Origin of the sequence: Sphingopyxis sp. MG (genome assembly GCF_002953155.1) — a bacterium.
GTDB classification, from domain to species: Bacteria; Pseudomonadota; Alphaproteobacteria; order Sphingomonadales; family Sphingomonadaceae; genus Sphingopyxis; species Sphingopyxis granuli.
This window is the reverse complement of sequence record NZ_CP026381.1, coordinates 288,106-305,158: the sequence shown is the minus strand read 5'-3', so window position 1 is coordinate 305,158 and position 17,053 is coordinate 288,106. Positions and strand designations below refer to the sequence as shown.

At 68.3% G+C, this 17,053-nt stretch carries 16 protein-coding genes; 4 read left to right on the top strand and 12 right to left on the bottom strand.

Features of this window, described 5'->3' with window-relative positions; genetic code table 11:
• Window positions 1-13: 13 nt before the first annotated feature.
• Window positions 14-529, bottom strand: a complete 516-nt coding sequence (locus C3E99_RS01395; protein ID WP_076073954.1) for a DUF2141 domain-containing protein — start codon at window positions 527-529, stop codon at window positions 14-16.
• Between the two features lie 145 nt (window positions 530-674).
• On the opposite strand from C3E99_RS01395, the gene lptF reads away from it, so the two are divergent.
• Together lptF and lptG are read left to right on the top strand one after the other, a co-directional pair.
• Window positions 675-1,883 carry an LPS export ABC transporter permease LptF gene (lptF, locus tag C3E99_RS01390; RefSeq protein WP_076073953.1) on the top strand — a complete coding sequence of 403 codons (1,209 nt, stop codon included), beginning with the start codon at window positions 675-677 and terminating at the stop codon, window positions 1,881-1,883.
• Complete coding sequence (gene lptG, locus C3E99_RS01385; protein WP_076073951.1) at window positions 1,883-2,980, top strand: LPS export ABC transporter permease LptG; 1,098 nt, start codon at window positions 1,883-1,885, stop codon at window positions 2,978-2,980. The genes lptF and lptG overlap by 1 nt, the downstream gene beginning before the upstream one ends.
• A gap of 285 nt (window positions 2,981-3,265) precedes the next feature.
• Here the strand turns inward: lptG and C3E99_RS01380 are convergent, their stop codons facing one another.
• Window positions 3,266-4,411: a fatty acid desaturase family protein gene (locus C3E99_RS01380; protein ID WP_104959316.1), complete on the bottom strand. Its 1,146-nt coding sequence runs from the start codon at window positions 4,409-4,411 to the stop codon at window positions 3,266-3,268.
• A gap of 118 nt (window positions 4,412-4,529) precedes the next feature.
• On the opposite strand from C3E99_RS01380, the gene C3E99_RS01375 reads away from it, so the two are divergent.
• Window positions 4,530-5,699, top strand: coding sequence for an N-acetyltransferase (locus C3E99_RS01375; protein ID WP_076073949.1), 1,170 nt, complete (start codon window positions 4,530-4,532; stop codon window positions 5,697-5,699).
• Between the two features lie 10 nt (window positions 5,700-5,709).
• On the opposite strand, the gene C3E99_RS01370 is transcribed toward C3E99_RS01375, so the two are convergent.
• From C3E99_RS01370 to C3E99_RS01335, 8 genes are all read right to left on the bottom strand, one after another.
• The gene (locus tag C3E99_RS01370) at window positions 5,710-6,573 is read right to left on the bottom strand and encodes a class I SAM-dependent methyltransferase (RefSeq protein WP_104959315.1); all 864 of its coding nucleotides are present in this window, start codon (window positions 6,571-6,573) and stop codon (window positions 5,710-5,712) included.
• Window positions 6,574-6,608: 35 nt separating this feature from the next.
• Complete coding sequence (xth, locus tag C3E99_RS01365; protein WP_076073945.1) at window positions 6,609-7,379, bottom strand: exodeoxyribonuclease III; 771 nt, start codon at window positions 7,377-7,379, stop codon at window positions 6,609-6,611.
• A 40-nt stretch (window positions 7,380-7,419) separates the two neighbouring features.
• On the bottom strand, window positions 7,420-7,761 hold the full coding sequence (gene erpA / locus C3E99_RS01360; protein WP_067108208.1) for an iron-sulfur cluster insertion protein ErpA: 342 nt from the start codon (window positions 7,759-7,761) through the stop codon (window positions 7,420-7,422).
• A gap of 87 nt (window positions 7,762-7,848) precedes the next feature.
• Window positions 7,849-8,550 carry a M23 family metallopeptidase gene (locus tag C3E99_RS01355; protein ID WP_083674980.1) on the bottom strand — a complete coding sequence of 234 codons (702 nt, stop codon included), beginning with the start codon at window positions 8,548-8,550 and terminating at the stop codon, window positions 7,849-7,851.
• Between the two features lie 108 nt (window positions 8,551-8,658).
• Complete coding sequence (locus tag C3E99_RS01350) at window positions 8,659-9,450, bottom strand: ferritin-like domain-containing protein (protein ID WP_076073942.1); 792 nt, start codon at window positions 9,448-9,450, stop codon at window positions 8,659-8,661.
• Window positions 9,451-9,483: 33 nt separating this feature from the next.
• The gene (locus C3E99_RS01345) at window positions 9,484-9,951 is read right to left on the bottom strand and encodes a peroxiredoxin (protein WP_076073941.1); all 468 of its coding nucleotides are present in this window, start codon (window positions 9,949-9,951) and stop codon (window positions 9,484-9,486) included.
• Window positions 9,948-12,653 (bottom strand): bifunctional [glutamine synthetase] adenylyltransferase/[glutamine synthetase]-adenylyl-L-tyrosine phosphorylase, encoded by a 2,706-nt coding sequence (locus C3E99_RS01340; RefSeq protein ID WP_076073939.1) that lies wholly within the window; start codon window positions 12,651-12,653, stop codon window positions 9,948-9,950. Before C3E99_RS01340 ends, C3E99_RS01345 begins: the two co-directional genes overlap by 4 nt.
• 146 nt (window positions 12,654-12,799) lie before the next feature.
• Window positions 12,800-13,594: a response regulator gene (locus C3E99_RS01335; RefSeq protein ID WP_076073938.1), complete on the bottom strand. Its 795-nt coding sequence runs from the start codon at window positions 13,592-13,594 to the stop codon at window positions 12,800-12,802.
• A gap of 195 nt (window positions 13,595-13,789) precedes the next feature.
• Here C3E99_RS01335 and C3E99_RS19585 point away from each other — a divergent pair, with 195 nt between their 5' ends.
• On the top strand, window positions 13,790-13,960 hold the full coding sequence (locus C3E99_RS19585; RefSeq protein WP_156483023.1) for a NepR family anti-sigma factor: 171 nt from the start codon (window positions 13,790-13,792) through the stop codon (window positions 13,958-13,960).
• Window positions 13,961-14,099: 139 nt separating this feature from the next.
• On the opposite strand, the gene C3E99_RS01330 is transcribed toward C3E99_RS19585, so the two are convergent.
• On the bottom strand, window positions 14,100-15,026 hold the full coding sequence (locus C3E99_RS01330) for a D-alanyl-D-alanine carboxypeptidase family protein (protein WP_158682041.1): 927 nt from the start codon (window positions 15,024-15,026) through the stop codon (window positions 14,100-14,102).
• Between the two features lie 22 nt (window positions 15,027-15,048).
• Window positions 15,049-17,052, bottom strand: a complete 2,004-nt coding sequence (locus C3E99_RS01325) for a CapA family protein (RefSeq protein ID WP_104959314.1) — start codon at window positions 17,050-17,052, stop codon at window positions 15,049-15,051.
• Between the last annotated feature and the right edge of the window lies 1 nt (window position 17,053).

The window sequence follows — 17,053 nt, the reverse complement described above, 5'->3', positions numbered from 1 at the left end:
CTCCATGCCTTTCCTAATCGACCGGTGCGAACGACAGGCCGCTGATATAGTTGAGCGTGACCGGCACGCGCTTGGTCGTGCCGCCGACCGCAAAGCTGACCGCCGCCAGCTTCGGCTTGCGCTTGAAGATGAAATCGGTGACCTTCATGTCGGGATTGCCCGACATGCCGCCGCCGTCGCTCTTGTCCGACTTGCCGTTGCCGTTGATGTCGTGGCGCACCGAGACGACGTAATTGCCCGGCGTCTTCACCGGCACGCAGACCTGCATGTTGCCCGACCGGGATACCGGGACATCGACCCGTTCCAGCCATTTGCGCTTTTCCAGATAGCTGCTGTCCGCATCGTAGATCTGGACGCGCAGCGTGCCGGTGTGCGCCTTGAAACCGCGCACGTCGACCAGCACCGCGGTCGCATTGCTGTTGCACAGATGCGCCGAGGGGCCCAGCGTCGCGCCCTGCGCGGCGACGGGCGCTGCCAGCGCTCCAACGGCGCCGGCGGCGAGCATCGCGGCGAAAAACATTTTCGACATGACCTCAATTCCTCCAGAGGCTATAACCATGCCGGCGTTCGCTTGCGCACGCGCTGAAGCACACGCTGGCATGGGTCCCTGTCGCCCTTGACTCGGCATATTGGAAACATTTGCGGCCAAATCATGGTGATGGGGCGACGAAAGCTTGAATAGACTACCCGCCATCGACCGCTACATCGCGCGGCTCATCTTCTTCCCCATGCTCGGAACGCTCGTCGTGTCGGCGATGCTGCTGGTGCTGGAAAAGATGCTGCGCCTGTTCGATTTCGTCGCGACCGAAGGGGGGCCGGTCAGCGTCGTCTGGCGCATGCTCGCCAATCTGATCCCCGAATATCTCTCGCTCGGCATTCCGATCGGGCTGATGCTCGGTATCCTCCTGGCTTTCCGGCGGCTTGCGACCACCAGCGAGCTCGACGTGCTGCGCGGCGTCGGCATGAGCTTCGGCCGGCTGATGCGCATGCCCTATGTCTTTGCCCTGGCGCTCGCGCTGATCAACCTCGCCATCGTCGGCTTCATCCAGCCCTACGCCCGCTATGCCTATGAAGGGCTGCAGTTCGAGCTGCGCTCTGGCGCGCTCGGCGCCTCGATCAAGGTCGGCGAGTTCACCAAGCTGGGCAGCCGCATGACGCTGCGCATCGAGGAAAGCTACAACGACGGTCGCAGCCTGCGCGGCATCTTCGTGCGCGGCGAGAACAAGGACGGGCAGCGCGTGTCGGCCACCGCGGCGCAGGGGCAGTTCCTCGCCACCGACGATCCCGACACGATCATCCTGCGGCTGACCAACGGGGTGCTGATCCACGAATCGCCGAAATTCTCCGTGCCGCGCGTGCTCAGCTTCGACAATCACGACCTGCCGATCCCGCTGCCCAAGATCGAGGCGTTCCGCACCCGCGGCGGCGCCGACCGCGAGCTGACCATCCCCGAGCTGTTCGTCGTCGGCAACGACAAGGCCGAACCGCTGAAGACCCGCCTCGAATCGCGCGCCAATTTCCATTTCCGGATCGTCGAGGTGGCGTCGATGTTCCTGATTCCGCTGCTCGCGGTCGCGCTCGCCATTCCACCGAAGCGATCGACCAGTTCGCTCGGGGTCTTCCTGTCGATCGTGCTGCTGGTGACGCAGCACAAGATCAACCAATATGCCGAGGATATGGGGGCGCGCGGGACGATCGACCCGATCATCGCGCTGTGGGTGCCCTTCCTGCTGTTCGCCGCGCTCGCGATCTGGATGTACTACACCCTCGCGCATGTGCCGGGCGGGCAGCCGATCGGCGCGCTCGAACGCGTCGCCGCGAAGGCGGGGCAGCGCATCCGCCGTCTTCTCCAGCTCTTCCAGCGCAAGCAGCGGCGCGCCTGATGCATCAGCTTCATTTTTTCCCCTCGCGCACCATGGCGCTCTATGTCGGGCGCCTGTTTCTGGTGCGCAGCTTCGCGATCCTGTTCGCGCTGGTGCTGATCCTCCAGACGCTCGACCTGCTGGGGGAAAGCGGCAAGATACTGGCGGTCGCCGGCAACAGCGACAGCGACGTGTGGCGCTATGTCGGGCTGCGCTTTCCGCAGATCGTCGAAACCTTCCTGCCCTTTTCGGTGCTGCTCGGCACCATATTGACGCTCGCGACGCTCAACCAGAACAGCGAGGTGATCGCGATGAAGGCGTCCGGCATGTCGGCGCATCAGGTGCTCGCGCCGCTGTTCCTCGCCGCGCTGCTCGTCGCCGGGATCAGCTTCGCCTTCAACGAACGCATCGTCACCCGCGCGACTGCGGCGCTCAGCGCGTGGCAGAAGGTCGAATATGCGCAGATTCCGCCCGATACGGGGGTCCGCACCAACGTCTGGGTCCGCGCTGGCGACGACCTGATCAACGCCGAAACGGTCGAGACGAAGGGCGCCGCGGTGCTGCTCCGCAACGTCACCATCATCGAACGCAAGGGCGGCGTGCTGGCGTCGATGCTGTCGGCCGACAGCGGCCGCGCGATCGCGGGGGGATGGGAATTCACCGGCGCGCGGCGCTTCATCCGCCGATCGGGAACGGTCGAGCCGCTCGGCACCATCATAGCCGCCAAGGGGGTGCGCCCCGACCAGTTCACGCTGGCGCAGGTCGATGGCGACGAACTTCCCTTCCTCGCGCTCAAGAGCGCGATCGACGACCTGGAGGTCGCGGGGCGGCCGGTCGACGCGCTGAAAGGCGTGCTGTGGCACAAGATTTCGGGGCCGCTGTCGGCGATATTGATGCCGCTGCTCGGCGCCGTTGCGGCCTTCGGCCTCGCGCGGTCGGGCAAGCTGTTCGTGCGCGCGATCCTGGGCATGGCGCTGGGCTTCGCCTATTTCGTCGCCGACAATTTCGCGCTCGCGATGGGCGATCTGGGCGCCTATCCGCCGTTCCTCGCGGCGTGGGGGCCGTTCATCCTGTTCGCGCTGATCGGCGAGATGATCCTGATCCGGACCGAAGAATAGGATCGGCTGACCGGCTACAACCGGGAAACCGACCTATTCCGCATCGTCACCCCGGACTTGATCGGGATATATACCCTTCAGGCAAGCAGGGAGTTGTTCCCCGGCGAAAGCCGGGGTCCATGCGGGGCAGCGTTGTGCCATCTGGACCCCGGCTTTCGCCGGGGAGCAGTGACTTGTCGAGAAGGGATAATTGCCAACCTGATCCGGGGTCCGTTCACGCAGCGCTGAAAGAATGGATCCCGGATCAAGTCCGGGATGACGAACAGGGGCCCGAACCCGGAAATGCTATGCCGCCGCTCCGCCCTTCGCCGAACCCGCCACCAGATTCATCACCAGCTTCGGCAGGCTGCGATAGTTGGCCCGGTGATATTGCGAATCGGCTGGCAGCGCATCCTTCAGGCGGCGGTGCGCCTCGGGCAGCGCGTGATAGGGGACACCGGGCAGCAGGTGGTGCAGCGCGTGATAGCGCAGGCCAACCGGCGCCCACAGTTCGGGCAGCAGGCCCGGCGGCGGGACGTTGACGCTGTCGAGGAACTGCGCGGTCACGGTCAGCACCGCGCCGTCATTTTCCCACAGATGCGCGACGAGGGTGCGGATCTGGTTGAGCACGATGCTCGCCGCGGCGATCCCACCGAAGATCAGCAGCGCGCGCAGCGGCACCCAGCCGAAGATGCCCGCCGCGACCAGCAGCGTCGACCAGGCCCAGGCCCCGCCCTCCTGCCACGCCCACTGGCGGCGAAACTCGCCCTCGGGCGACTTGCGGCGGAACAGCGGGTTGATGATGAGGCCCGAATAACGCTCGCGCACCACGCGGCGCAGCGGCGGGATCAGGAAGGACAGCGGCGTCAGCACCGCATAGCGGAAGACGAGCGCGACCGGCGCAAAGGCCGCCGCGACGACGAACAGCGGCACCGTCCACGGCTTCATCAGCGCCAGCGGCAGATATTCGGGGTCCTCGACCGTGCCATATTTGGTGCGGTTGTGGTGCAGGCTGTGGATGCCCTCGTACATGAACGACGGGATCAGCAGCGGCACCCCGATCAGCAGGTTCCAGACAAGGCGGAAACCCGGCAGCGTCTGCTTGCGGATATGGGTGATCTCGTGGATGAAGCTGCCCGCGCGATAGAGGGCGAGCACCGCGACGAACGCCGCCACGAGCATCCACGGCGTCGAGGGCGCAAGGATCGCCGCCGCGACGCCGGCGTAGCCGACAAAGGTCGAAGCGAGGAAATCGGCCCAATAGATGCGCGCGTTCGGCTGCACCAGGTCGCGCGTCAGTTCCGACGCGGCGCGGATCATCGCCATGTCGTCGGCGATCGCCGACTTGGGCGCCCTGGCGGCATTCGCCGGCGCCTCCATCGGGCCGGCATTCGCCGGCGGGGACGCAGGCGAGGTCGCGATCCGATCGGCGGAAGGATTGATCGTCGTCATAACGCGGTCTTCACCATCTTTTCGTGGCAGCATGATGGCCGAATGCGGGTCGCCAGCGCCACGCCTATGCCTTATTGGCTCGCCAGACATATAGGCACCATCATCCGGGAAACCACCCATGAGCGCACATCCGGCCGGCCCGGTCACGATCCATCCCGTCGAGGGGAAGCACGACAAGCGCGAGTTCGTCGAGCTGGCCTTCCGCCTCAACCGCGGCGATCCGGCGTGGGTACCGCCGCTGAAGGGCGAGGTGTTCGCCCTGCTGACGCCGGGGAAGAATCCGTGGTTCGAGCACGGCAAGGCGCAATTCTTCCTCGCCCGGCGCGACGGGCGGACGGTGGGGCGCATTTCGGCGCATATCGATTTCCTCGCGCTCGAACAGCCCGCCGAGCAGGGCATGGGGCCCGGCACCGGCAACTGGGGCCTGATCGAGGCCGAGGATGCGGAAACCGCGCATGCGCTGATCGTCGCGGCCGAGGATTGGCTGCGCAGCCAGGGCATGCACCGCGCGCTCGGGCCGCTGTCGATCTCGATCTGGGACGAGCCCGGCCTGTTGGTCGAGGGCTTCGACACGCCGCCGACGATCATGCTCGGCCACAACAGCCCGCTCTATCGGGCGTGGATCGAGGCCGAGGGCTATCGCCCGGTCAAGAAGCTCATCAACTATGCGGTCGAGATCATCGACGGCTTTCCGCCGCTGGTGAACCGCATCGTCGCGGCGGGCGAACGGAACGAGCGCATCCGCATCCGCCGCGTCGACAAGCGCCGCTTCGATGCCGAGGCGCGGCTGATCATGGGCATATTGAACGATGCCTGGTCGGACAATTGGGGTTTCGTGCCCCTGACCGACAGCGAGATAGCCTATATCGGCAAGAAGCTGAAGGATATCGTGTTCGAGGACCTGATCCGCGTCGCAGAGGTCGACGGCGAGGCGGTTGCCTTCATGATCGTGCTGCCGAACATCAACGAACCGCTGATCGACATGGACGGCTCGCTCCTGCCCTTCAATTGGGCGCGGCTGCTCTGGTGGCTGCGGAAACCGAAGAGCCGCCGGCTGCGCGTGCCGCTGATGGGGGTGGTCAAGCGGCTCCAGAACAGCCGCATGGCGAGCACCCTCGCCTTCATGATGATCGAATATATCCGCCGCGACGGCGTCGCGCATTATGGCGCGCAGCAGGGCGACATCGGCTGGGTGCTCGACGACAATCAGGGGATGAACGCGGTCGCCGAGGCGATCGACGCAACCGTCAACCGCGTCTATCAACTCTACGACAAGCCGCTGGCCTGACGCCGCGCGGTCAGGCGGCGGGATTGCGCGCGGTGACGATCCACGCGGCGCCGTCGATCAGCACCGACTCCTCGCCTGGCCGTTCCGCGAAGGCCGCCCGCACCGCGTCCGCCGCCTGCGCGCGTATCGTGTCGGGCTGATCGGCGAGCGCGCGCGACAAGGGGCCGACCTGGAACGCCATCTCGACCGCATCGTCGAGCGCCGCCGCGCGCGTGGTGCCGCGGCCGAAGGGGACGAGATGATCGAACGGCGCGAGGGCGACGTCGACGAAGCCCGCATCGGCCAGGATGCGCTCGACGCGGCCACGGTCGCCGAAGGAGAAGGGGCCGGGCGCCTCCGGATCGGGCGGCGGAGGCGGCGTCACGATGCCGCGGATCGCGCCCATCGGCAGGCGCACCCAGTCGTTCTCGGCCGCCGTCCGCCAGCAGACGAAGGCGAGCCGTCCGCCGGGCTTCAATGCGCCGCGCATATGCGCGAACGCTGCCGCCGGGTCGTCGAAGAACATCACGCCGAAGCGCGAGAAGAGCAGGTCGAACGCCCGTTCGGGCACGGTGCCGCTGCCGGCATCGGCGATCTCGAAGGCAACCGGCGCACCCGGCGGCAGGCAGGCGCGGGCGCGGGCGATCAGCGGCTCCGAAATATCGACGCCCAGCACCCGGCCCTGCTCCCCGACGCGCGCGGCGAGCGCGAAGCTCGTCGTTCCGGCGCCGCAGCCGATGTCGAGCACCTGCTCGCCGGCCCGGGGCGCCGCCGCCGCGATCGCCGCGTCGCCGAAGGCCGCGAGCATATGATCGAGCCGCGCCTGGTTGGCGACCCAGCGCTCGCCGCTTGGACCGTTCCAGTCGGCGACCTGATAGCTGTTCTTCGCGGTCATTCCGATCTCCTTGCCGCCGTGTCGGGGTGATGCTTCTATCGGAACAGCGCCCAGGTCGGCGCGTGGTCGCTGGCTTTCTCGCGCCCGCGATAGTCCTTGTCGACCTGCGCGTCGACCAGCCGGTCGGCCATCGCGGGGCTGAGCAGCAGATGGTCGATGCGGAAGCCATGATCGCGCTGCCAGCCGCCCGCCTGATAGTCCCAGAAGGTCCAGACGTGCCCCGCGGGGTGGCGGCTGCGCAACGCGTCGGTCCAGCCGTCGCCGAGGATGCGGAACCAGGCGTCGCGCGAATCGGGCTGCATCAGCGCGTCGTGCGCCATCGCGCGCGGGTCCCACACGTCGTCGTCGTGGGGGATGACATTATAATCGCCCGCGAGCACGGTCGGAATCTCGGCCGCCAGCAGCGCCTTCGCCCGCTCGCGCAGCCGCGCCATCCAGCGCAGCTTGTAATCGAATTTCGGTCCCGGCTGCGGATTGCCGTTGGGCAGGTAGATCGACGCGACGCGCACGCCGCCGACGTCGGCCTCCAGATAGCGCGACTGCTCATCCTCTTCCTCGCCCGCGAGACCGCGCTGGATCTCGACCGGCTGCGTGCCGCGCGCGAGGACCGCGACGCCGTTGAACCCCTTCTGCCCATGATAGAGCGCGCCATAGCCCGCGCCCTCGATCTCTGCCGTCGGGATCGTCTCGTCGCTCGATTTCAGTTCCTGAAGACAGACGATGTCGGGCTGCGTTTCGTCCAGCCATTCGACGAGGCGCGGCAACCGCGCCTTGATTCCGTTGATGTTGAAGGTTGCGATCTTCATCGCGCCGCTATGGCAGGAAGCCGGTCGCTTAGAAAGGGCCTCAGACCGAGAAGCTCGACCCGCAACCGCAGCCCGAGGCGGCGTTGGGATTCTCGACCTTGAACGACGATCCGCCCAGCGAATCGACGAAATCGACGGTGCAGCCGCGAATCAGGTCGATGCTCACCGGATCGACGACCAGCTTCACGCCGTCGGTCTCGGTCACGACATCATCGGCCTCGATGCTGTCGGCGAGGCCGAAGCGATAGGTGAAGCCCGAGCAGCCGCCGCCGTCGACGGCGAGGCGAAGCGCGGGGAGCGCGCCCGCCTTGCGTTCGGCGATCCAGCGGATGCGCGCCGCGGCGGCGGGCGACAGGGTGATATCGGACAGGGTCGAGGCCATATCGGCAAGATAGGATGTTCGGCGCAAATGAAAAGGGCGCCGCGACCTTATGGCCAGCGGGCGCCCCTCCTCTCCGACCCATGAAATTCAGTCTTCGGGACCACCCATCGCAAGATGGTCGCCCGTCAGCGCGGCGATCGCCATCGAATCCGAACGGACGAAGGGCAGCGGATTGACCGGCGCGCCGTCGATGCGGACTTCATAATGCAGGTGGTTGCCGGTCGAGCGGCCCGTCGAGCCGACATAACCGACGATCTCGCCCTTCTTCACCTGCTGCCCGGGCTGGACGATGAAGGAGGACATGTGGCCGTAGCGCGTCTGGATCGCGTTGCCATGCTCGATCTCGACGTAATTGCCGTAACCGCCGAGGCGCTGGGCGCGGCCGACGATGCCGTCGGCGGTCGCATAAATGGGGGTGCCGTGGGGGGCGGGAATATCGATGCCGTTGTGGCGCGCGACGCGGCCGGTGATCGGATGGACCCGCATGCCGTAGGAGGAGGAAAGCGACATCTGCTCGATCGGGCGGCGCGACGGCACGGCGACGCCGATGCTCGCGGCCAGGCCGGTATCGAGGCGCTTCCACGCCTGAAAGAGCGCGCGTGCCTCGCTGTCCTCGGCGGGGGCCGGAACGCCGGCGGTGAAGCTGTCGTCATCGGGTTCGTCGGGAACCACGATCCCCGCGTCGGCGCCGGTTTCGGCGGCGTTGGCCGCCGCGGCCGTTCCCATCAGGGCTGCCGCACCAACAATCAGGCCATGGTGAAACTTTTGCGCCAGTGAAGCGTTCAGCACGTATCGACCCCGCATCTGTCCTGTCGCCAGCGGTCAGGCCGCTGGTGCCGGTTGTTCTTGTGGATGGGATGCAATCCCTGCCCGCGAGGGGTTCTGCGTGGTCGATCCTTACGAAGCAATGACCGCGTAGTATTCTTGCGTTAAACCGGCATCGCGGCGCGCCGAGTCGTTGAACGGCGGCTTCAACACCCCCCGAAATCGCGATTTTACGAGGCTTTGCCACGTCGCCGCCGGTCCGAATCCCCGTTCGGCGCACAGCCAGTTGAACCAGCGCGTGCCCGCCGACACATGGCGGATCTCGTCGGTATAGATGCGCGACAGGATGCGCGCCGACGCCTCGTCCCCGGCGCCGCGGAACCGGTCGATCGTGGCCGGGGTGACGTCGAGCCCGCGCGCTTCGAGCACCATCGGCACGATCGCGAGCCGCGCCAGCGCGTCGTCGGCGGTCGCCTCCGCCGCCTCCCACAGCCCGGCGTGCGCGGGCAGCGCGCCATAATGGCTGCCGAGGCCGGCAAGGCGCCGGTCGAGCAGCGCGAAATGCATCGCTTCGTCGGCAGCGACGCCGATCCAGTCGTCGACGAAGCCGCGCGGAAACGCGCCGCCGAAGCGCCCGACCAGATCGACGGCAAGGTCGATCGCGATGAATTCGATATGCGCGAGCGCGTGCAGCATCGCGATGCGGCCGCGTTCCGACCCGCCGCCGCGGCGACGCGGCATCCGGCCGGGCGCCAGCAGTTCGGGCCGCTCGGGCCACGCCGGCCGGTCGGGCATGGCGACGTCGCAGCGATGGACGAGCTCTCCGCGCCGCCAGGCCCGCGCGAACCCCCGCGCCGCGCGGCGCTTGGCGTGCGGGTCCGCGGTCAGCAGCACCGCGCGCGCGGCTTCGCCGAGCGTGGTCACGTCCTCAATTCCGTCCGGTCGCGCGAAAGGCGGTCACAGCGCCTTCGCCGCCTCCAGCACCGCGTCGGCATGGCCCTTGACGCGCACCTTACGCCAGACCTTCGCCAGCTTGCCGTCGGCGCCGAACAGGAAGGTCGATCGCTCGATCCCCATATAGGTGCGGCCGTAATTCTGTTTCTCGACCCAGGTGCCGAAGGCTTCGCACACCGCGCCGTCCTCATCCGAAGCCAGCCGGACGGTCAGCCCGTATTTGTCGCGGAACTTGCACAGCTTCGCCGGCGCGTCGCGCGACACGGCCAGTACCTGCGCGTTCAGATGCGCGAAATCGGGCGCGAGGCGGGTGAAGTCCTGCGCCTCGGTCGTGCAGCCCGGCGTGTCGGCCTTGGGATAGAAATAGACGACCAGCGGCGCGCCTTTCAGACGGGCGAGGTCGATGGTCGCGCCGTCGGCACCGGCCAGCGTCACGGGCGGGATCGCATCGCCGATCGAAAGTCCGCTCATCCTTGCTTCTCCTGCTGCGGCGGGCGAATCGAGGCCCACCAGTCGGCCACCTCCTGCCGTGCCGCGTCATGCGCGGCAAGCAGTTGCGGCCAGCCCGGCTCGCCGCAGGCGCTGGCGACGAGCTGGCGCGCGGCGGCGGCCGGCGGCTCGCCCGCGGGGGCGGTGAGGCGCAGCATCACCAGCATCCGCGCGAGCAGGTCGTGCGCCGCACCGATCCCCTCCGGCGCCAGTCCCGCCGCCGTCAGGCAGGCGAGCGCTTCGCCGATGCGGGGATCGTGACAGCGGCCGCCGGCAAGCTGTGCGACCTGCATCGCGAATTCCAGGTCGACGAGTCCGCCCGGCCCGCCCTTGATATCGAGCGATCCGGCGGGCGGCTTGTGCGCGGCGATCTTGTCGCGCATCCCGGCGGCATCGCGCGCGACATCTTCCGGGTCGTGCGGGCTTGCCAGCACCTCGGCGACGACGCGCTCGACCGCGGCGCGCGCGGCGTCCGAGCTATAGACCGGCCGCGCGCGGAGCAGCGCCATATGCTCCCACGTCCACGCCTCTTCGCGCTGATAGCGCTCGAAGCTGTCGACGGTAACGACGAGCGGCCCTTGCGCGCCCTGCGGCCGCAGCCGCGTATCGACGTCATAGAGCTTGCCCGCCGCGGTCGGCACCGACAGCGCCGCGGTCACGCGCTGCGCGAGCCGATTGTAATAGGTCGTCGCGCCGAGCGGGCGTGGCCCGTCCGATTCGGCGAGATGGTCGCCGGTGAACAGATAGATGAGGTCGAGGTCGGATGCGTGCGTCAGCGCCCGCCCGCCAAGCCGGCCGAGCGCGAGCACCACCAGTTCGCTGTCGGGGACGCGCCCGTGCGCGGCGACGAATTCGGCGACCGTCGCGTCGGCCAGCACCTGCAGCGCCGCTTCGGCAAGGTCGGCATAGCCGCGCGCGGCGGCGAGCGGATCGGCCGATCCGGCGATCAACTGCACCCCATAGGCGAAGCGCCGTTCGCCGACGCGGTCGCGCACCCGGTCGAGCAGCCGCTCGTAATCGAGTCCCGCCAGCCCCGGCGCCCATTCGGCGAGCAGCCCGTCCTTGTCCATCGGCGCCTCGAACGCGCGCTTGTCGATCAATCCCTCGATCAGTTCGACGCGCGCGGCGAGCGCATCGGCGAGCGTCGGGGCGAGCGACAGGATGCGCGTCGCGACCCGCGCCAGCGCCGGCTGCGCGGCGAGCAGGTGAAAGAAGTTGATCGCACTCGGCAGGCCCGACACCAGCGTGTCGAACCGGCGCAGCGTCGCGTCGGGGTCGGGCGCGGCGCCCAGCGCCCCGACCAGTTCGGGCAGTGCGGTTTCGAGCGCTTCGAGCGCCGCCGGGCTGCGCAGCGCGCGCAGCTTGCCGCTGCGCCATTCGGCGATCGTCCGCAGCGCGGCATCGGGCGGGTCGAACCCCGCAGCCGCCAGCGCCGCCGCCAGTTCGCCGTCGTCGCGCGGCAGGCCGCCCGGCGCCGCGCGCTCGGCGACGAGGCGATCGTAGACGGCACCGACGTCGGCGACGACGGGTTCGAGCGCGGCAAGCAGCGCAGCGCCGTCGGCCAGCCCGTCGAGCCGCGCCACGCCGTCGAGCGCGGCGGGCTGCACCGGCAGGCTGTGCGTCTGCTGATCCTCGACCATCTGGAGCCGGTGCTCGATCCGCCGCAGCACCGCATAATGGCCGGTCAGCCGCTCCGCGACGTCGGGGGCGACCCGGCCGGCGCGGGCAAGCGCGGCGAGCGCGTCGACCGTGGCAGGCACGCGCAGCGACGGATCGCGACCGCCATAGATCAGCTGGTGAACCTGCGCGAAGAACTCGATCTCGCGAATCCCGCCGCGCCCGCGCTTGAGGTCGTAGCCGGGGCCGAGTGCCTGTCCCTGCGCGAAATGGTCGCGGATGCGGTCGCTCATCGCACCGATTTCGCGCAGCTGCCGGAAATCGAGGCTGCGCCGCCAGATGAAGGGCTGGATCGCGGCGAGGAAGCGCTCGCCGAGCGCGCGGTCGCCCGCCGAGGCGCGCGAGCGGATGAACGCCGCCTGCTCCCACGCCAGCGCCTGCGATTCATAATAGGAGATGGCGGTGCTTTCGGGCAGCACGATCGGCGTCACCTCCGGATGCGGGCGCAGCCGCAGGTCGACGCGCAGCACATGACCGTCGGCGGTGCGCGCCGACAAGATCTCGACCATCCGCCGCGCGATGCGCACCGCCGCTTCGTCGGGATCGTCGCGCGACCGGCGCGGCAGCGTCGCGGGGTCGAAGATCAGGATCGGGTCGATGTCGGACGAATAGTTGAGTTCGTGGCTGCCGAGCTTGCCGAGCGCGATCACCGCCAGCCCGCGCGGCGCCTCGTCGGGGACGCGCTCGGCAAAGGCAGCGGCGAGCGCGGCGTCGCAGGCCGCATCGGCAAAGGCGGTCAGATGCCGCGTCGTCGCCGCGACGTCATGCTCGCCCGACAGGTCGCCGAGCGCGAGCAGCAGCGCGATCCGCCCGCGCCACTGGCGCAGGCCGCGCATGATGTCGTCGCCAGGCGCGGGCGGCGCAACCCGCGCGAGCGCGGCGTCGGTCCCCTCGTCCAGGAAACGGGCGACATCGTCGGGGTTGATCTCGGCGAGCCGGGCAAGGAAAGGCGCGTTGGCGGTTAGCCGGTCGAGCGCGGACTGACGGGAGGCGGACGGTGCGGTCATCGTCCGCCGCTATCACCCGTGCCGCGACCCTTTACAAGACGCACGGAATCCCGGCCGCGAGCGATTCCTCAGCCTTTGCCATTTCCGCGAACGCGGGAATGACAGGATTGGGAGAGACCCGACCTCCCTTCCCCCTCGAGGCGGCGTCAGGCCGGAACCGTGCTTTCGTCGAAGAACAGCACCTGCGAGATGGCGGCGCGCAGCGTCGCGGGCTGATAGGGCTTGGTGAGCAGGAAGGCGGGCTCGGGCCTGTCGCCGGTCAGCAGCCGTTCGGGAAAGGCGGTGATGAAGATGACCGGCACGTTCATCCCGGTGAGGATTTCCTGCACCGCCTCGATCCCCGAACTGTTGTCGGCGAGTTGGATGTCGGCGAGCACGAGGCCGGGGCGGTGCTCCTGCGCCTCGGCCACCGCCTCGGCATGGGTGGTCGCGACCGCGACGACTTCGTGTCCCAGGTCGCGCACGATCATCTCGATATCCATCGCGATGATCGGCTCGTCCTCGATGATCAGGATGCGCGCGCGGGTCTGGCGATCGATCTCTTCCATCGCGTCGGCGATCAGCGCCTCGACCGCGGCGGTATCGCGGCCGATGATCCGGCCGGTTTCAGCGGTGCTGAAACCCTCGACCGCGGTGAGCAGCAGCGCCTGCCGCGCAAGCGAGGGAATCCGGCTGAGGCGCGCGTCGGCGATCGCCAGATCGGACGCGGTATCGGGATCGGGTGCGGCCGCCTGTTCGGCGGCGAGCCCGAAATTGTCATGGACCATGCGATAGAGCTGGATTCGCAGCTCGCCCGCGGGATCGACCGCATCGGGATGCGCGACGAGCGATTCGAGCAGCCCCGCGACCAGCGCGTCGCCGGCCTGCTGGCTTCCCGAAATCGCCCGGCCATAGCGTCTCAGATAGGGAAGATGCGGTGCGATAGCCTGGCCCAGCGACATAGAGTATCTCCTGTAGCGGGCTGAAACCCGCAGAAAAGCGGGCGAACAGCGCAAAATGACGCCGTCCGCCGAATTATTTCACCACATGGGAACGATTTAGCCCTAATTTGGTTTCCAAGGGAAGGAAAACGCGCCATTGCAGTTTGATGAACGCGCGGTTAGCAAAAGGCCCCATGTCCAGCGGATGCATCGACAATGTCGTCTGAACCCGGCGTAGCGCCCAAGAAAACGGCCGGGAAAGACACCGGAAGGAAAATCCCCAGGAAAGCGCAGGACGTGAACATCGCCCTGCGCCGGGCTTATGAGTCCGCGGTCGACGAAACGATTCCGCAATCGATGATGGACCTGCTCGACAAGCTCGACTGACAGCGGCCGCGCCGCAGTCCCCATTTGACCACCTTATAGCATTTGGTCCCCGACTTTCGCCGGGGACCGTGCCTGATTCAAGAATATATGCTCTCGGCTTATGCCGTTCCGTTCCGATCGGGCAAGCGTCGGAAGGCGCTCATTTCACCGTGCGGCCGGTCACGGATTTCAACACTTTCAGCGTGTCGTTATAGCGGTCGGCACTCGTCCGGCTGCCCAGCACCGCGACGTGGTAGCGGCGCCCGTCGACACTGACCTCGGTCAGCAGACAGGAGTGGGCGCTGCGATTGGAGCCGGTCTTGATCCCGGTGACTCCCGGACGGCCGAGCAGTTCGTTGGTGTTGTGCCAAGCGACGCGGCGTTCGGCACCCGACGCGGTCCGCGCGATGGTTTCATGCTCGCGCGTGCCGACCACCTGTCGCACCAGCGGATTCGCCATCGCGGCCCGGGCGAGGATCAACTGGTCGCGCGCGCTGCTCGTTCGGCGATCGGGATCGAGCGCATCGCCGAAGGCCGAACTGTAGCGCGTCTGGGTCATGCCGAGCGCCCGCGCTTTCCGATTCATCGCCGCGACGAAGGCCTTGTAGGCCGAGGCGGGAGTCGCTTCCACTCCCGCCGCCACCATCGGCGCACCGAAATGAATCGCCAGCATATATCCGGCGTCGTTCCCCGACGGCAGCATCAGGCCGTAAAGCGCCTCACGCACGCTGATCCGTTCCCCGGCGGCAAGCCCGGTCTTGGTCCCGCCGATCGCCACCGCGCGTTCGGCAAAGCTCAGTTCCTCGTCGAGAATGGCGGGCTGCGCGGCGGCCATTTCGGTGACGACGAGCAGCGTCATCAGCTTGGTGACGCTCGCGATGTTCGAGGGCCGCTCCAGCTCATGCGACGCCAGCACCTCGCCCGTTTCGGCATCGGCGACCGCCCAGGCCGCGGCGGTCACGCCCTCGACGGCAGCCGCTTCGGCGGCATGGGCGGTCGCCGGGGCGAGCAGCGGACCGCTGGCCGCGACGAGCGCCGCCATCATCACCGGCCGACAGGCGAAGCGGATTACCGTGCGAATATCCATGATTCTTCTCCCTCTCGATTTTCTATTCGACCGCGGCCGCGTTGCCGCGCGAGCCATAGGATTGCCCCGGCGCATCGCCGCCCCAGGCGATCAGCGCCAGATCGTCGAGCAGCGCCCGCGACGCCCCCTCTATGCGCAGCAGCGGCCGCAGCGGCTGCGCGGGCGTTTCCGCGCCGCGATCGAACTCGAAGCGGAACGGCTGCCAGCCGCCGGCCGCGATCCGCTGCGTTCCGGCGGACTGCCGCGGCGCATTGGCCAGCGCGCTGGTGCGCCCGCTGCCCTTGCGCTGTTCCTGGACCAGCAGTTCGAGCGTCGCCGGCGCGTCGAGCTTGACCCAGCCGGTGAAGGTCAGCCGGCGTTCGGCGACGGGCCGAAAGAAGACCTTGGGTCCGACCGTCGCGGCACCCGCACCGGGGACCGACACGGCGAGCGCGGCACGGCCCGCATGGGCGTCGCGATCGAAATCGATCGCCCCGCCCTCGACGCTCCAGCTCCGATCGCGGGCGTCCCCGAAGCGCACCGCCTCGAAATCGCCGCGCGCCAGCAGGTCGTGGCCGGCCGCGACCGCATCGCCGCGACAGGCCGCTTCGGGCCGGTAAAGGTCGTAGCGAAAGACGTTGAGGCCGCTGCCGGCATCGGCGGCGCAGCGCTGCGGCGGTGCGAGCGGCGCCGAAGGCTGGATGACGCCGTGCCCCCCGACGATCCCGATCCGCGTCCCGCGTTCGGCCGACAGGTCGATGATCCGGCCGAGCACCGCCTGACGCATCCCGCCGACCGCCGGGACCGGGCGATAGTCGAGGATCTGGATCGGGACCATTTCGGCGCGGAACAGCCGGTCGCCGTCCATCCAGACGCGGAGCGCGAAGCTGGCATGCGTTTCGGGGAAACTCTGGTCGAAGAGAAAATTGCCGAGCGAATAGGCGATCAGGCGCCCCTTGTAGAGTTCGAGACCGTGCGCGACGTGCGGATGATGCGAGACGACGAGCGCGGCGCCGGAATCGATCGCCAGCTTCATCCGCCGCTCGCTGATCGCGGTCGGACGGGCGCTATATTCGGTGCTGCCGTGATATTGGACGATCGGCGTGCGCCCCGCGGCGACCTCTCCGCGCACCGCCGCCTCGATATTGGCGTCGCTACCCAGCGCGGCACCCCCCTTGCCGCTTTCGGCGACCTGGTTGGGCTCGACATTGCCTTTCCAGCCGACGAAGCCGAGCATCGACCAGGCGCGCCCGCCGACCGAGAGGCGCGCGGCCTTCAGCGCCTCCGCCTCGTCGCGGCCGGCGCCCGACCAGGGCATCCGCACCGCATCGAGCGCGGCAAGCGTCGAGGCAAGGCCGGGTTCGACATAGTCATAGACATGATTGTTGCCGAGCGTGACATAGTCGATACCCGCATCGACCAGCGCCCGCGCGGCGTCGCTGTGCGTGTAGAAGACGACCGACTTGCCCGGCGAATTGCCAAGGTCGCGCGTCGCCAGCACGGTTTCGAGATTGACCGAAGCCAGATCGGCGCCGGTGAAATAGGGCTTCATCGGATCGAGCAGCCGCGCCATGTCGGCGGCGCGGTTCGCCTCGCGGATCACCGTCGGCTCGCCATCCAGCGGCGCCTCGAAGCGGCGCCCCATCATCACGTCGCCGCCGAAGAACATCTCGATACGCCCCGGCGCGCGGGACACCGCCTCGACCGCCGGCAGGATGATGTTGCCATCGCCCGCGGCGACCTCGCTCGCCGCGAAGGTGGAGACGGCATCGAAGATGGCGGGCCCCTTCACGGTCAGCCGGTAGAGATCGGCTTCACCGATCCGGCCCGACAGGCTGCCGTCCGGCGCGATGCCGACAGGATCGCCGTTGACGCGGACGTCGAGCGCCGCCAGATCGCCGACGCCGCCGACGATCCGCACCTGTCCCTTGACCGTCTGCGTAACGGGCGCGGCGGTTGCCGCCGCCGGTGCGGCGACGGACGCCGTGCAATGGCTTGCGCCGAACGCCGCGATCAGGGCGAGGGCCGCCGATGCCAGAAACCGCATA

What these genes read in the sequence shown, in the direction of transcription:
- C3E99_RS01395 (WP_076073954.1), bottom strand. Translation starts at nt 529, where the DNA reads ATGTCGAAAATGTTTTTCGCCGCGATGCTCGCCGCCGGCGCCGTTGGA.
- lptG (WP_076073951.1), top strand. Translation starts at nt 1,883, where the DNA reads ATGCATCAGCTTCATTTTTTCCCCTCGCGCACCATGGCGCTCTATGTC.
- C3E99_RS01380 (WP_104959316.1), bottom strand. Translation starts at nt 4,411, where the DNA reads ATGACGACGATCAATCCTTCCGCCGATCGGATCGCGACCTCGCCTGCG.
- C3E99_RS01375 (WP_076073949.1), top strand. Translation starts at nt 4,530, where the DNA reads ATGAGCGCACATCCGGCCGGCCCGGTCACGATCCATCCCGTCGAGGGG.
- C3E99_RS01370 (WP_104959315.1), bottom strand. Translation starts at nt 6,573, where the DNA reads ATGACCGCGAAGAACAGCTATCAGGTCGCCGACTGGAACGGTCCAAGC.
- xth (WP_076073945.1), bottom strand. Translation starts at nt 7,379, where the DNA reads ATGAAGATCGCAACCTTCAACATCAACGGAATCAAGGCGCGGTTGCCG.
- erpA (WP_067108208.1), bottom strand. Translation starts at nt 7,761, where the DNA reads ATGGCCTCGACCCTGTCCGATATCACCCTGTCGCCCGCCGCCGCGGCG.
- C3E99_RS01345 (WP_076073941.1), bottom strand. Translation starts at nt 9,951, where the DNA reads ATGAGCGGACTTTCGATCGGCGATGCGATCCCGCCCGTGACGCTGGCC.
- C3E99_RS01340 (WP_076073939.1), bottom strand. Translation starts at nt 12,653, where the DNA reads ATGACCGCACCGTCCGCCTCCCGTCAGTCCGCGCTCGACCGGCTAACC.
- C3E99_RS01335 (WP_076073938.1), bottom strand. Translation starts at nt 13,594, where the DNA reads ATGTCGCTGGGCCAGGCTATCGCACCGCATCTTCCCTATCTGAGACGC.
- C3E99_RS19585 (WP_156483023.1), top strand. Translation starts at nt 13,790, where the DNA reads ATGTCGTCTGAACCCGGCGTAGCGCCCAAGAAAACGGCCGGGAAAGAC.
- C3E99_RS01330 (WP_158682041.1), bottom strand. Translation starts at nt 15,026, where the DNA reads ATGGATATTCGCACGGTAATCCGCTTCGCCTGTCGGCCGGTGATGATG.
- C3E99_RS01325 (WP_104959314.1), bottom strand. Translation starts at nt 17,052, where the DNA reads ATGCGGTTTCTGGCATCGGCGGCCCTCGCCCTGATCGCGGCGTTCGGC.